General features: G+C 61.3%; 15 protein-coding genes. 7 read left to right on the top strand and 8 right to left on the bottom strand.

What is annotated here, in order from left to right:
• Positions 1 to 74 precede the first annotated feature (74 nt).
• Complete coding sequence (locus GJW30_RS10400; RefSeq protein ID WP_096355016.1) at positions 75 to 287, top strand: hypothetical protein; 213 nt, start codon at positions 75 to 77, stop codon at positions 285 to 287.
• On the opposite strand, the gene GJW30_RS10395 is transcribed toward GJW30_RS10400, so the two are convergent.
• On the bottom strand, positions 268 to 615 hold the full coding sequence (locus tag GJW30_RS10395; RefSeq protein ID WP_245408723.1) for a response regulator: 348 nt from the start codon (positions 613 to 615) through the stop codon (positions 268 to 270). The two genes, GJW30_RS10400 and GJW30_RS10395, sit on opposite strands and share 20 nt — an antisense overlap.
• Before the next feature lie 225 nt (positions 616 to 840).
• Between GJW30_RS10395 and GJW30_RS10390 the strand changes: the two genes are divergently transcribed.
• Positions 841 to 2,349: a PAS domain-containing protein gene (locus GJW30_RS10390; protein WP_096358773.1), complete on the top strand. Its 1,509-nt coding sequence runs from the start codon at positions 841 to 843 to the stop codon at positions 2,347 to 2,349.
• Positions 2,350 to 2,506: 157 nt separating this feature from the next.
• Complete coding sequence (locus tag GJW30_RS10385) at positions 2,507 to 2,842, top strand: hypothetical protein (RefSeq protein ID WP_096358772.1); 336 nt, start codon at positions 2,507 to 2,509, stop codon at positions 2,840 to 2,842.
• 90 nt (positions 2,843 to 2,932) lie between these two features.
• Here the strand turns inward: GJW30_RS10385 and GJW30_RS10380 are convergent, their stop codons facing one another.
• The 3 genes from GJW30_RS10380 to GJW30_RS23105 form a co-directional block, all read right to left on the bottom strand.
• Positions 2,933 to 3,295 carry a PRC-barrel domain-containing protein gene (locus GJW30_RS10380; RefSeq protein WP_096358771.1) on the bottom strand — a complete coding sequence of 121 codons (363 nt, stop codon included), beginning with the start codon at positions 3,293 to 3,295 and terminating at the stop codon, positions 2,933 to 2,935.
• Positions 3,296 to 3,763: 468 nt separating this feature from the next.
• On the bottom strand, positions 3,764 to 3,970 hold the full coding sequence (locus GJW30_RS23220; protein WP_430727182.1) for a DUF3253 domain-containing protein: 207 nt from the start codon (positions 3,968 to 3,970) through the stop codon (positions 3,764 to 3,766).
• Between the two features lie 185 nt (positions 3,971 to 4,155).
• Positions 4,156 to 4,287, bottom strand: a complete 132-nt coding sequence (locus tag GJW30_RS23105) for a hypothetical protein (RefSeq protein ID WP_283804852.1) — start codon at positions 4,285 to 4,287, stop codon at positions 4,156 to 4,158.
• Positions 4,288 to 4,379: 92 nt separating this feature from the next.
• On the opposite strand from GJW30_RS23105, the gene GJW30_RS10365 reads away from it, so the two are divergent.
• Complete coding sequence (locus GJW30_RS10365; RefSeq protein ID WP_096355010.1) at positions 4,380 to 6,476, top strand: catalase; 2,097 nt, start codon at positions 4,380 to 4,382, stop codon at positions 6,474 to 6,476.
• 62 nt (positions 6,477 to 6,538) lie between these two features.
• On the opposite strand, the gene GJW30_RS10360 is transcribed toward GJW30_RS10365, so the two are convergent.
• The 3 genes from GJW30_RS10360 to GJW30_RS10350 all read right to left on the bottom strand — a co-directional run bounded on the left by GJW30_RS10360 (position 6,539) and on the right by GJW30_RS10350 (position 8,291).
• Positions 6,539 to 6,772 carry a hypothetical protein gene (locus tag GJW30_RS10360; RefSeq protein WP_130364881.1) on the bottom strand — a complete coding sequence of 78 codons (234 nt, stop codon included), beginning with the start codon at positions 6,770 to 6,772 and terminating at the stop codon, positions 6,539 to 6,541.
• 14 nt (positions 6,773 to 6,786) lie between these two features.
• The gene (locus tag GJW30_RS10355; protein ID WP_096355006.1) at positions 6,787 to 7,008 is read right to left on the bottom strand and encodes a hypothetical protein; all 222 of its coding nucleotides are present in this window, start codon (positions 7,006 to 7,008) and stop codon (positions 6,787 to 6,789) included.
• Positions 7,009 to 7,133: 125 nt separating this feature from the next.
• Positions 7,134 to 8,291, bottom strand: a complete 1,158-nt coding sequence (locus GJW30_RS10350; protein ID WP_096355004.1) for an extracellular catalytic domain type 1 short-chain-length polyhydroxyalkanoate depolymerase — start codon at positions 8,289 to 8,291, stop codon at positions 7,134 to 7,136.
• Between the two features lie 484 nt (positions 8,292 to 8,775).
• Here GJW30_RS10350 and GJW30_RS10345 point away from each other — a divergent pair, with 484 nt between their 5' ends.
• Complete coding sequence (locus tag GJW30_RS10345) at positions 8,776 to 9,597, top strand: outer membrane protein (protein ID WP_096355002.1); 822 nt, start codon at positions 8,776 to 8,778, stop codon at positions 9,595 to 9,597.
• 73 nt (positions 9,598 to 9,670) lie between these two features.
• On the opposite strand, the gene glgX is transcribed toward GJW30_RS10345, so the two are convergent.
• On the bottom strand, positions 9,671 to 11,917 hold the full coding sequence (glgX, locus tag GJW30_RS10340) for a glycogen debranching protein GlgX (protein ID WP_096358769.1): 2,247 nt from the start codon (positions 11,915 to 11,917) through the stop codon (positions 9,671 to 9,673).
• A gap of 230 nt (positions 11,918 to 12,147) precedes the next feature.
• Between glgX and GJW30_RS10335 the strand changes: the two genes are divergently transcribed.
• Positions 12,148 to 12,486, top strand: a complete 339-nt coding sequence (locus GJW30_RS10335) for a hypothetical protein (RefSeq protein WP_096355000.1) — start codon at positions 12,148 to 12,150, stop codon at positions 12,484 to 12,486.
• Positions 12,487 to 12,612: 126 nt separating this feature from the next.
• A complete protein-coding gene (locus GJW30_RS10330; RefSeq protein WP_245408721.1) occupies positions 12,613 to 13,065 on the top strand; it encodes a PRC-barrel domain-containing protein in 453 nt (150 codons plus the stop codon).
• Positions 13,066 to 13,193: the final 128 nt, after the last annotated feature.

Here is a 13,193-nt window from a genome sequence, read left to right as displayed (position 1 = left end):
CTGGCATCGATCCAATTTTCAGAAAATTAGACCGTCCCTGTTACGTTTCGGCACATAACAGAGGGGGACGATACATGAAGACTTGTGTGTGGGAAGAGATGGGCCGAATTTCTTTCGTCGCTGACGGCGACGGCACGCCCGGCACGGTGGTCTATGGCGAAGCCATCATCGCAGGGCAGCGTCTAGCAGGATATTTCCTCGACGACGGCACGCCAGTGCGTCGCGAAGGTCAGACGCGTTTCGTACGCCTGCGCCCTGAAACGGTTTTCATTCGTCAGGCCGCTTGAAGGCGAGATAATCGCCGTCGCCGCGCGCGTTGACGCTCCGGCTGATGGCGGCGTCGAGAGACTGTTCGGTAAACGGCTTCTGCAACACCTGCGCTTCTGCGTAACGCGGATCAATTCCGGTCTTTCCGTATCCGCTGGTGAAAACGAATGGGATCCCGCGCGCGAGCAGCATTTCCGCGATAGGATACGATGTATCGCCTCGCAGGTTGATGTCGAGTACCGCGACATCGACATCCGCATCGCGCGCGGCTGCGAGACCTTCGCCGAGCGTTGCCGCAACCGTCGTGATCTCGAAGCCGAGATTGTCCAGCATGTCTTCGGTGAGCATCGAAATTAAAAACTCGTCCTCGACGACAAGGACCCGTCCGCGCTTACGCATTATCTCGCAGTGACCTTGTCGTTCGGATTCGGCGACACCGCCCGTGTCGCGTCACCAACGCCCTCGAATACCTACGGTTCCGTACGCTGGGCGCGGAAGGGCCTCGGTACCGTCACCGAGCCCAAGAGCCGACTGGTCACCGGCGATCGGCTTGAGTTAAAGTCGAACCGCCCGATGAGAATAGAGAGCACCCGAATGGACGCGGCGAACTCGGTTGAACGCCGCGAGCATGATCGCATCGATAGTGAGATCGCGCGCGTTGCCAAGAGCAGCGATCCCTTCGCGGCGGCGGTTCGCACGACGCGGATGCCGATGCTCATTACGGATCCGGCAAAGCCCGACAATCCCATCGTATTTGCCAACGACGCCTTCAGCCGTTTGACCGGGTATACGCGCGAAGAGATCATCGGGCGTAATTGTCGCTTCCTGCAAGGCCCACGAACCGACATGGCCGGCGTGGCCAAAATGCGAGACGCGATCGAGCGGCGTGTACCGATTGAGATCGAACTACAAAATCATAAGAAAGACGGCGAGGTTTTCTGGAACCGGGTGCTCATCTCTCCGGTGTTCGACGAGAGCGGTGCCCTCACCTATTTTTTCGCGTCTCAGTATGACGTGACGCTTGAGCGCGATCAGCTGGTACGCCTACAGCGAGACCGCGACGCACTTGAGGCTGAGGTTGAGCGTCACGCGTCGGATCTGATGCGGCGTGAAGACAGACTGCGTTTCATTCTAAAAGCTGGTCGCTTGGGCATTTGGACTCTGGACCTGGCCGATCAGCGTCTCGTCGCTTCGCCCATCTGCAAAGAGAATTTCGGACGCGGCGAGAGTGATCCATTCGGCTACGCCGATCTCCTTGAGGCGATACACCCCGACGATCGCGACCGCATGCGGATCGCGGTCACTCAGTCGATCGAAACCCATAAGGACTACGACATTGAATATCGGATTTTGACTCCGAGGGGTGAGCTACGTTGGATCCTCATCCGTGGCCAAGCTCATTACGCTGCCGACGGCAGCCCTCTCAGTATGGCCGGGATTTCGATCGATATAACCGACCGCAAAAGAGGCGAAGATCATCGCGATCTTTTGGCGGCCGAACTCAACCATCGGGTCAAGAACTCGATGGCCACGATGCAATCGATTGCGCATCAGACATTGAGAAATGCCGCGACCCTCGAGCAAGCCCGTACGACACTTGACGCGAGACTGCAGTCACTATCATCGGCGCACGACGTCCTCACACGGGAGAACTGGGAGGGCGCAACAATCGCCGAGATCGCGGACGGCGCGTTGGGACCGTTTCGCGCGGCCAATGCCAATCGTTTTGCAGCCGGCGGCCCCTCCATTCGGCTTTCGCCGCGCGCCGCCCTGGCGCTCGTGCTGGCACTGCACGAACTGGCGACGAATGCGGTCAAGTATGGCGCGCTGTCGAACGAAGACGGCCGCGTGATCCTCAATTGGTCTATGACCGACGGCGCGCAAGACGATAGCTTCTCGCTGCGCTGGGAAGAAGTTGGAGGACCTCAGGTTTCCGCACCAAGCCGCAGCGGCTTCGGAACCAGAATGATCGAGCGAGCGCTTGCTGCCGAGATCGGCGGCACCGCCCGGATCGACTATCGGCCGAGCGGAATCGTTTTTTCCCTGGAGGCATCGTTGATCGCCGAAGATCAGCGTCCGTAGCGCGCGACACCTCCCACACCAGCAGCGCGAAACACGCTCCTCGGCGTGCGTGCCTGCGTTTCTCAAGCCGTGTTACCGGTCCATTAGGCGTAGCCTCTTGGAACACCCGACCGCGACAGCACTTGTCGTCGTTCATTGGTCCAAAAGGATGCTCGACATGATTGCCCGTCTTACCGTCGCGCTTTGCGCAGGCTTGTCATTCGCACCCGCTGCAGCGCTTGCTAAGTCGCCTGAAGATCCCGCCGTCGAAGCCTGCCGCACCACAGGACTGCTCGCGCTTAAAGAGCGCTCGCCCACCCTGAAAGATCTTGTCTTCGATATGGAGACGCTGGCGGTCTCGAAGGCGAACACGTCGGTCGAAGATGTGCCGGTGCGCTTGGTGGTTATGGGCGAGGCTTATCTGGAGCGAAAAGAAACCGGCGGCGCGCATCGGTTCGTCTGCCTGATCGGCGAAAAAGGAAAAGTGCTGCTCACTTTTTTCACGAGCAAATAGCTTTAAGCCTTCCGTGATCCATCTGCCTGATCGCGATTGCGGCGAGCGCGCCGTTGCTTGGAGCGCGCCCGCCGCAGTGCGATCGAAAGTTTAAAGGCCCCAAGGGGTCCCATAGTGATCGTGAACCTTGCGGCCACGTTGTTCGTCGCTCCAATCCCAATCATCATCGTTGGCGTATTTCGGCGCGCCTTCGAGCTGATCCTTGGAAATGTTGGTGCGGTAACCGCCGAGATTGGTGTCGTATTTCAGCGCGCCCCACGGCACCGGATAGTGGTCGTGGCCCATGCCGAGAAAGCCGCCGAAGGCCAGCACGGCGTAGCCGACTTTGCCGGACGGCTTATCGATCATGATGCGCTCGATCGATCCGATCTTTTCATCGCCGGTTCCGTAAACGGCAGTGCCCTCAACCTTATCGCTGCCGATGAGATTTCCGGTTTCTTTCTGTTCAGCCATGGTGTCCTCCACGAGTTGGTCTGCGCAGCCCAACGTGCCGTGCGCGCGTTGCGTTCCGGCGCCGTGGCGCTTTCGGCTCTCCACAAGCATCGCGCATCCGCGAAAGGTGGCAGGACGCCGGTAGCGGTGCGCCAGCGTTCCAAACAGCGAAGAATGTGCCGGCCTTGAGCGACCGGTCGGCCGCCTTGCGCGTAGGTCCTGCATAGGCCGCGGCGCAAGAGACGATCTCGTCACGATTGATCGCGGACGCCGCGACGTCGTGCAAAAGCTGACCTCGCCGAAAGGAGCCTACCATGAAGATTATGCTGTCGGCCGCTTTAACGGCCGCGACCGTGTTCGCCTTGTCGATCACATCAGCGAGCGCAGCGCGTTGGTGCGACGGATTGCGCGCAATCTCACTGGTGACAGCAAGTCGGCCGCGGCAGACCTCACAGATCGGTTGCGCGCACGCAAAATCGATCTCGGACGTTACGAGGGGTCATCAGTCTGAGCCCTAGCGATCCTGTAGGGCCCATCGCGTTTGATGATTGGCATTCCGCGCCAGCTCAATCGCACGAGCTTGCGCTCCAGCAGATGATCGACGGCCGCGTGCACCAACGGCATCAACGCCGGCCAGTCGCTGGAGTGAGGACGAGCCAAAACGCGCGCTATCTCGCTGGGACAGATCGTCTTCATCGGCGCGCGCCGTTCCAACAGCTCCATCGCTCGTCGGGTCGCATCCTCAGCGGTCGGAGTCTCCCGCTGATCGCCGCTCTGCCGCCGCGCCACTATGTGCGCCGTCCGGACACCAGCGATGCGACGAAGAGCATGAGGCCGGCGAGGCCGATCAGTTGAAGCTCAATCATGAGTGAGGACCCACACTAGAACCAGCGTCCGCGACCGTACAGTCCGCCGCCGGCGAACAGGATGACCAGAATGATGATGATCAGGGTTGTGTTGCTCATGTGAAGCTCTCCCGGGCGTTCGCGCATAGCGCAGACGGTGCGCAACATTGCGCGACGCCGCGGAAGGAACGACAGCCGGACGAGAAACGTTCCAGTTCGCCGGGCTTTGTTTGAAAGCCCTCCATCCGGGAGTCCGATCTATGGCCACAACGAAAAAACGATCGTCGAAAAGCGCGACGGCTCAGACCGGCGCCGGAGGCGAGCTGCATCAGACCGCGACGGCTGCGGATGCGAGGATCACCACCAATCACGGCGTACCGATCGGCGATAACCAAAATTCGCTCAAGGCGGGCGCGCGCGGACCGTCGCTGCTGGAAGACTTCGTGCTGCGCGAGAAAATTCAGCACTTCGACCATGAGCGCATTCCGGAGCGCATCGTGCACGCGCGCGGCTCGGCCGCGCACGGCACTTTCGAGCTGACGCATTCGCTCAAAAAATTCTCCCGCGCAAAGATCCTCACTGAGGTAGGTGCGAAGACCGATGTGTTTGTGCGGTTCTCGACCGTCGCGGGCGGTGCCGGCTCTGTCGATACGCCGCGCGATGTTCGCGGCTTCGCGGTCAAGTTCTACACGAAGGAAGGCAATTGGGACTTGGTCGGCAACAATATCCCGGTGTTCTTCATCCAGGATGCGATCAAATTTCCGGACCTCATTCACGCCGTCAAGATGGAAGCCGACCGCGGTTATCCGCAGGCCGCGAGTGCTCACGATACGTTTTGGGATTTCATCGGTCTGATGCCGGAGTCGACCCACATGATCATGTGGGCGATGTCGGATCGCACCATTCCGCGTTCCCTGCGCATGATCGAGGGCTTCGGCGTCAATACCTTCAGACTGCTCGACGACAAGGACCGCGCCACCTTCGTGAAGTTCCATTGGCGCCCGAAGCTCGGCACGCAATCGACGTGCTGGGATGAGGCCGTGAAGATTGCCGGCGCCGATCCGGACTACCACCGGCGTGATCTCTACGAGGCGATCGCCTCGGGCAATTTCCCCGAATGGGATTTCGGCGTTCAGGTCCTGACCCAGGAACAAGCCGACAAGCTTCCCTTCGACATCCTCGACGCCACCAAGGTCATCCCGGAAGAAATGGTCCCGCTGAAGATCATCGGCCGGCTTGTGCTCAATCGGAATCCCGACAACTTCTTTGCCGAGACGGAGCAGTCCGCGTTCCTGCCGACCAACATGCCGCCGGGAATCGATGTTTCGGAAGACCCGTTGCTGCAGGGCCGCCTCTTCTCCTACCAGGACACACAGCTTTCGCGGCTCGGCACCGTGAACTTTCATCAGATCCCGATCAACCGCGCGAAGGGCTGCCCGTTTCAGAACATGCAGCGCGACGGGCAGATGCAGACGCAGGTCTTCACCGGACGCGCCAATTACGAGCCCAACAGTCTGGCGCAAGCCGGTGAACAGGCCGGGCCCCGCGAAGATGCGTCGGCTGGTTTCAAAACCTATGCGCTGCCGCTTGACGGCGTTAAAATCAGGCAACGCTCGGAGAGCTTTGCCGACCATTTCTCGCACGCACGGCTGTTCTACCGATCGCAGACCGAGAGCGAGCAGGCTCACATCGCGAGCGCGCTTGTCTTCGAATTGTCGAAAGTGACGCTCCCGCATGTCCGCGCGCGCGTCCTCGCGAATGTGAGAAATGTCGACGAGGACCTCGCCGCACGCGTTGCGAGCGGCATGAACGTGGAGTTGCCGGCCGCGTCGAAACCGGCCGTCGCGCCGATCGATATGAAGCCCTCGCCGATGCTGCGCATCGTCGGCAAATACCCTGAGAGTTTACAGGGCCGCGCCGTCGGCATTCTCGTCACCGATGGTGCCGACGGCGCCGTCGTCAATGCGGTGCGCAAAGCAGTCGAAGCCGAAGGCGGCACCGTGAAGATCGTCGCGCCGAAAATCGGCGGTGTGACTCTGAAAAACGGTAAGGTGCTGGCCGCGGACGGGCAGCTCGCCGGCACCCCGTCGGTCTTGTTCGACGCTGTCGCGATCATTGTGTCGGAAGACGGTTGCGCCGAGCTCGTCACCGAAGGCGCGGCCGTCGACTTTGCCAAAGACGCATTCGGGCATCTCAAAGCCATCGGTCACAGCGCGGAGGCGCAGCCGTTGCTGGAGAAAGCCGGCGTTGTCGCCGATGACGGCGTCGTCCTGCTGGCGCGCGACGTCGAAGCATTTTTGACACCGGCGCGCACCCGGCAATGGGACCGCGAGCCGAGCGTCCGAATGCTTGCTTAGCGCTACGTTCCGATCACACACGGCCGCCGTCCGACACGCGCCGGGCGGCGGCAACGCGGATTTCACTCGGCGCCGGCAGCCTTCTTTTTGCTGCGTTTCGCAGGCGTGACCGCTGCCGTCTCGGCCTCTTCGGCCAGCGTTGCTTCGCGCATCAGCCGCTCCTCACGGAGCTTCGCCGTCCGCGTGATCACCGCGTCGCGTGCAGCCGTGTAAGCAATCGTTCCGGCTTCGCCCTCGGCTTTTGCCTGAGCCTTGCGGAAGTGTGTTTCGGCTTTCTTGGTTTCCTTCTCGCCCACCGCGAACTCCTTTGTCATGCGTTCGGCACAGTGCGCCGATCGGCCGCCTCTGCAGCCGCGCGTTTGTCGGCCCGCGCCGTGTAGGTATCGGCGGCACGGTTCAGCCGCTCGGCCATTGCGGGATCCTGCGCAACACGCGCCATCTGCCGCAGATTCTGCGCGGCGGCGCGTAGCCCTTGGCTGCTTTCCTTTGCGCCGCCCGGCGATGCGCCTTGTGTATGCGACCATGCTGTCATCGCGGCTCTTTCCGATCTGCGATGAAAACTCTTCAGCGCAACCACCAACGCACGCCCCTACCGATTGTTGCATCAGAGCAATGTTTATCCCACGGGGACGACCGGGCGAGCGCCCCGGACCGGTGTCAGCGCATCAGGCCGGCAGCGCGCAGAGCGCTTTCAATGGTGTTGGTGACGGACGACGCCAGCGGCGAGGAAGCCGATGGTGTCGGGCGCTGTGCAGATCCGGCCGGCGCTACGGGTTCAGCATCTCTCGGCATCGCTGGCGAACTTGCGATAGGCGCGCTTGTCGCAGGCGATTTTGCGACAACAGTCCGAGACGCGGATGCTTTCGTAAGACCCCAGGACCGTGCGATCTCGCGCGTCGAGGAGATACCGGCGTCAAGCATGAACGGCCCGATCCGGCCGACAGCGTCGCCGCCGCGCAGCGGCAGCCCATGGCCCATTCCGGCAATGACGATCTCCTCGATCGCGACGCTCCCGTTCGCGCCGTCCCAACTGCGGCGGATGTGCCGATCGCCGCGCTCGATCCGTGTCGGCGTTTCGGGCACGCGATGCGGACCGCGCCACTGCGCGACAAGTGCGCCCGCGTTGGCGACGGCAACCGTGCGATCCGCGTCGCCGTGCCAGATCGACACGGACGGCCATTGGCCCTGATGCGTCGATCGCGCACTGATCAACGCCTGCAGTTGCGCTTCGGACGGCAACCCGTGGCCGCGCATGCGGTCGAAAGCTTCGGGAACGGACTGCGCAACACCGTGGGCAAGACCCGCGATGATCGCTCCGCCCGCGAACACATCCGGGTAACACGCGAGCATCGAGGCGGCCATCGCGCCGCCTGCCGACAGCCCGGTGATGAAGATGCGGCTGCGATTAACATTATGACGCGCGATCGTTGCCTCGATTAGCGCGTGGATCGAAGCCGCCTCCCCGGCGCCGCGGGTCGTGTCCGCGGCGTTGAACCAATTGAAGCAGAGGTTGGCGTTGTTTGCGCGTTGCTGTTCCGGATAAAGCACGACAAACGACTGTTCATCGGCAAGCTGCGACCAGCCTGACCCAACATCAAAAGCATCAGCGTCCTGCGTGCAGCCGTGCAAAGCAACGATAAGCGCTGAACCCGCCGCGATGCCGGCCGGCACATAGATTTTCGCATTGAGCCGGCCTTCGTTGCGCCCTGCAGGCGGAAATGGCGCGAGGCGCGACGGTTGGGTTTGGCGCGCAGCTCGGTCCGCGGAAGTCTTCATCGCGTTCAAACGCGCAAGCGTGTCGGATAGTGATCGCATCGTTGGCCTCCACCGCCGCTCGGATGAGCCGACGCCCACTACAACTGGCTCAGGATAGAAGAGTTGCTGCAGTGCAGCAATTTTGTTTTTGGCCAGCCGTGTGCGTGCGTTCGGTGCGGAGCGAACGTTGCACGAAGGGCAAGCTTGCCGGGTGAGTGCGACGTCACCTGCGTGATTGGCGAGAACTGCAGGTGGAAGCCGGATCGTCGCGATGTGCGTGAAGCAGTGACGCACACGATGCGATCGCAGTTCTGCTTCGTTTATGAATCGCCGTGACACGCGATGCGCGACACGCGATGCGAACGCTCGAAAGTTATTTTGTCGCAGTACGCGCGGTGGCGCTCGCCCACTTTCATCTGAGTACCTTATTTCCGCGATCGCAGAATCGAATGACGCCCGCTGTGCTTTCTCCGGCACATAGGTTTCCGCTGTTCGTGTGTTCTTGTGTTGCCAGTGGGGAAACGCTGGGCTTGGAGATTCTCAAATGTTCAAAACACTGACCGCTGCATCAATCGTCGCATTGTGTGCCGCCGCGCCCGCTCTTGCTGCCGACCTCGGCCGCCCTGTCTACAAGGCGCCGATGGTCATGCCGGTCTACTTCTCGTGGAACGGCTTCTACATCGGCGGCAACGCCGGTTACGCGTGGAGCCACGAAGACGTCCGCACCACTGGACAATCGACGGCGAATATCGCCAACGTCGCCGGCGGCGCACGTCCCGCGAATGTCGGCATGCGGCCTTCCGGTTTCACCGGCGGTGCGCAGATGGGCTACAATATGCAGGCCGGCAATTGGGTCTATGGCATCGAGGCCGACATCGCCTACACGGACCTCAGTGAAACCCGCACGATCGTGACGACCGGGCTTGCCCCGGGCTTTGCGCCGAACCTGCAGAACACGTTTCGGCAAGAGCTGGAATATCTCGGCACAGTGCGCGGACGTCTCGGTTATTCGTGGGATCGCACCCTGCTCTACGTGACCGGCGGTTTCGCGTATGGCGGCGTCAACAACAGCGCCACCTTCACGGGCGCCAACGGCGCAGTCGTCCAGTTCCAAGGCGGGCGCGATCGCATCCGCACCGGCTATGCGATCGGCGGCGGTGCCGAGCATGCGCTCGCTGGCAACTGGAGCGTCAAACTCGAGTATCTGTATTACGATCTCGGCCGCGACAACATCAATGTCGCCTTGGTTCCCGGCAGCCTTGGCGCTCCGACCGGCTACAACAGCCGCTTCGACAATTCCGGACATCTTGTGCGCGCCGGCATCAACTATCGCTTCGGCGGTGTGCCGATCGTCGCGTCTTACTAAGCGCTTGAATGTTTGACGCTAAACCGCCTCGGCCATCCGGCCGGGGCGGTTTTTCTTTTGAGAGCGAGCAACCTTATTCGTCGCGCAGTGCGGCGAGAACATCGACGAGATGGTCGAAGCTGCGTTTTGCGGCCGACGGCTTATTGCCCTCGTCAGCTGCGGGCTCCAACGCAAACAGCAACGTCGATCGGCCCGTCACGACATAGTCGGAGCCAAAATCGCGCCGTTCCCACGGCGGGTCTTGCGTGTTTGTGTCGACGACGCAGAACCACCCGGTGCCGCCGACCGCTTCCGGCAGCGTGAACGAGACGCCGTCCGAATGCGAATTGAGCACCAAAAGGATCGTCGCGTCAGCGCCAAGCCGCTTGAGACCCGATTGCTGCGCTCTGCCGTCGAACAAAACACCGAAACACTTGGTGTTGCCGTCCTGCCAATCCGTATCGGTCATTTCCGTGCCGGCAGGATTGAGCCAGAGCACATCCGCGAAGCCGAACTCCTCGTCTTTCTGCCCGGATGGAAAACGTCCACGGCGCAGCATCGGCAACGCATTGCGGATCGCGAACAGGCGCCGCGTGAATGCGAGAAGGCCGCCGCCCTTCTCCTCGTGCCCCTCCCACTGGAGCCATGAGATCTCGTTGTCCTGGCAATACGCGTTGTTGTTGCCCTGCTGCGTGCGGGCAAACTCATCGCCGGCGAGCAGCATCGGCGTGCCGCGTGAGAGCAGCAGCGTTGCGAGCATGTTGCGGAGCTGACGGTTGCGAATGCTCACGATGTCGTCGTTGTCGGTCGGACCTTCGACGCCGTAATTCGCCGAAAGATTGTCGGAGTGACCGTCGCGATTGTCTTCGCCGTTCGTCTCGTTGTGCTTCTGCTCGTAAGACACCGTGTCGTTCAGGGTGTAACCGTCGTGTGCCGTGATGAAGTTCACGGACGACCAGGGCTTGCGTCCACGCTTGTCGAAAAAATCCGCCGAGCCCGTGATCCGCGCCGCCAATTCGGCGACCGTGCCGGGTTCGCCTTTCCAGTACTTTCTCACCGTGTCGCGATAGCGATCGTTCCATTCCGCCCAGCCCGGCGCAAAACGCCCGACCTGATAGCCTCCCGGTCCGCAGTCCCACGGCTCGGCGATGAGCTTGACGTTGGACAGCACAGGATCCTGCAGGCATGCGTCGAGAAAACGGCCGTCTTCATCGAACCCATCGGGCTCGCGGCCCAGGATCGTCGCCAAGTCGAACCGGAAACCGTCGACGCGCATCTCGCCCGCCCAATGGCGCAGACTGTCCATCACCATCTGCAGCACACGGCCGTTGCTCAGGTTGAGCGTGTTGCCGGTACCGGTGTCGTTGATGTAGTAGCGGCGATCCTGCGCCAGCCGATAGTAGGATGCGTTATCGACGCCTTTGAAACAGAGCGTCGGCCCCCGCTCATTGCCTTCCGCGGTGTGGTTGTAGACGACATCCAAAATCACTTCGAGGCCGGCATCGTGGAGATGCGCGACCATTTCTTTGAACTCCGCGAAGGCAAAATCCGGATTTGATGCATAGCGACGCGCCGGCGCAAAAAAGCCGATCGAGTTGTAGCCCCAATAATTCGTCAGGTTCTTCTCGACCAGGTAGCTGTCGTCGATGAAGGAATGGATCGGCAGTAATTCGACGGCGCTGATGCCGAGCTCCTGCAGATAACGCGTCACGGCCGGCACCGTCAGTCCCGCATAGGTTCCACGCAGCTCCTCGGGCACGGCCGGGTGCAGCCTCGTGAAGCCCTTGACGTGCATCTCGTAGATCGAAGTTTTCTCCCACGCGGTGAAAGGTTGTCTGGTCTCGCCCCACGTGAAAGCCGGATCGACGACGCGCGCTTTCATGTTGAAGGCCGCGCTGTCTCGTTCGTCGAATGTCAGATCATCGCCGCTCTCCATCACGTAACCGAACAGCGACGGATCCCATTTGACGTGACCGACGATCTGCTTCGCGTAAGGATCGAGCAGCAGCTTGTTGTGATTGAAGCGGTGCCCGTCCTTCGGCTCATAAGGACCGTGAACACGAAAACCGTAAACGGTGCCGGGCCGCGCGTCAGGCAGATAGCCGTGCCAGACTTCGTTGGTGAATTCCGGCAAGGTGACGCGCTCGATCTCTTTCGTGCCTTGCGCATCGAAAAGGCAGAGTTCGACGCGCGTTGCATGTGCGGAGAAGATCGCAAAATTGACGCCGAGCCCATCCCACGTCGCGCCCAATGGATAAGGGCGCCCTTCGCGCAAACCTGCGTCTCGCAACTTTGCGTCACGCAAACCGGAAGTGCGCAAACCCGGTGTCGATGTCGGCATTCCGTTCTCCGCTATGAGCGTTGTGAGGCCAGCAGGTGTCCCGCTGCGGATCGGCATCCCGGCAGGACCAGACCACTGTGCGGTGCCGCAACGCGGCGCGACCGATTTGTGTTCCGCGTTACCGCAGTGTCGGCCGGCAACGCTCTTCAGCGGCCCAAACGTGTCAGCATGCCGCACAGTCTGTACGCAAACGCTCAGACGGCGCTTGCCGATTATTCTAAGGACGCGGCATGCAGACTCTCTTCCATCACCTGCTACAAAGCCGTCAGCGCTTGAGCACACGAATCGCCGCGCGAGACCGCGACGGCCTCGTGCGTCAGCTGAGTTACATCGGCGAAGCCGCCGCGCATGTCGCCAACAACATTCCGCAGCCGCGGCTGTCCGCTACGGATGTCCAGCGGCTGGCATCATTGATGGCGCTCGCCGCGGAGGCGCCGAATCACAACAACGCCGTCAACGCGACGATTGCGCTCGTTGAAGTGCTGCGAATGAACGACCTTCTGCCCGCTCCTAAAAGCGTGCCGCGCGGCGATGCGGATTCCGAGAGCCCTGACCGCCGGCCGCGTTAGCCGCCGCAACGCCGGCGCCGGTTTTCGCGATCCCGCGTGATTGTTGGTTGCAATGCGGAACTATGCTTCGCCGCAATGGTTCGCTTGGCATCAACGACGATCAACCGGGAGATCAAGATGCGGATAATGCTTGCAACTGTGGCCATTGCGGCCCTCGTACTGCCGACGACACTGATGGCGCAGACGGCTGCTCCTCAAACCACGACAACGACCACTACCACGGCGGCTTCGAGCCAGTGGCGCACATCGAAGCTGATGGGCCTCGATGTCTACAATGAGCAGAACGAAAAGCTCGGCGACGTGTCGGAAGTTCTTATCGATCCGGCCGGCAAGGTCACGGGCGTCGTGATCGGCGTCGGCGGATTTCTTGGCATGGGCCAGCGCGACATCAAGGTCTCGCTCGATAAGCTGAAGTTCGTGAACGAAGCGCGCACGACGACGCAGACGACTGGCTCGTCCTCCACGACGGCCGCGCCGGCAACGCGCGCAGTCGATGCGAAATGGTACCCGAACCATGCGATCATGGCGGGCGCGACCAACGACACCGTGAAGGCGATGCCTGAATTCAAATACGATTAAGGCTAAAGCCGATGAGCCGCTGCGGTGATCCGCGGCGGCTCGTTTTTTTTGCGACACTGAAGAACCGTTGTCGGATCCTCTTCAGTACGCCAGCGTATCGACGGAAACATTTGTGGTGTCCTGTGCAC

Source organism: Variibacter gotjawalensis, from assembly GCF_002355335.1.
Lineage (GTDB): Bacteria > Pseudomonadota > Alphaproteobacteria > Rhizobiales > Xanthobacteraceae > Variibacter > Variibacter gotjawalensis.
Note: the sequence above shows the minus strand (reverse complement) of the source record. Positions and strands in the feature narration are given on the sequence as shown.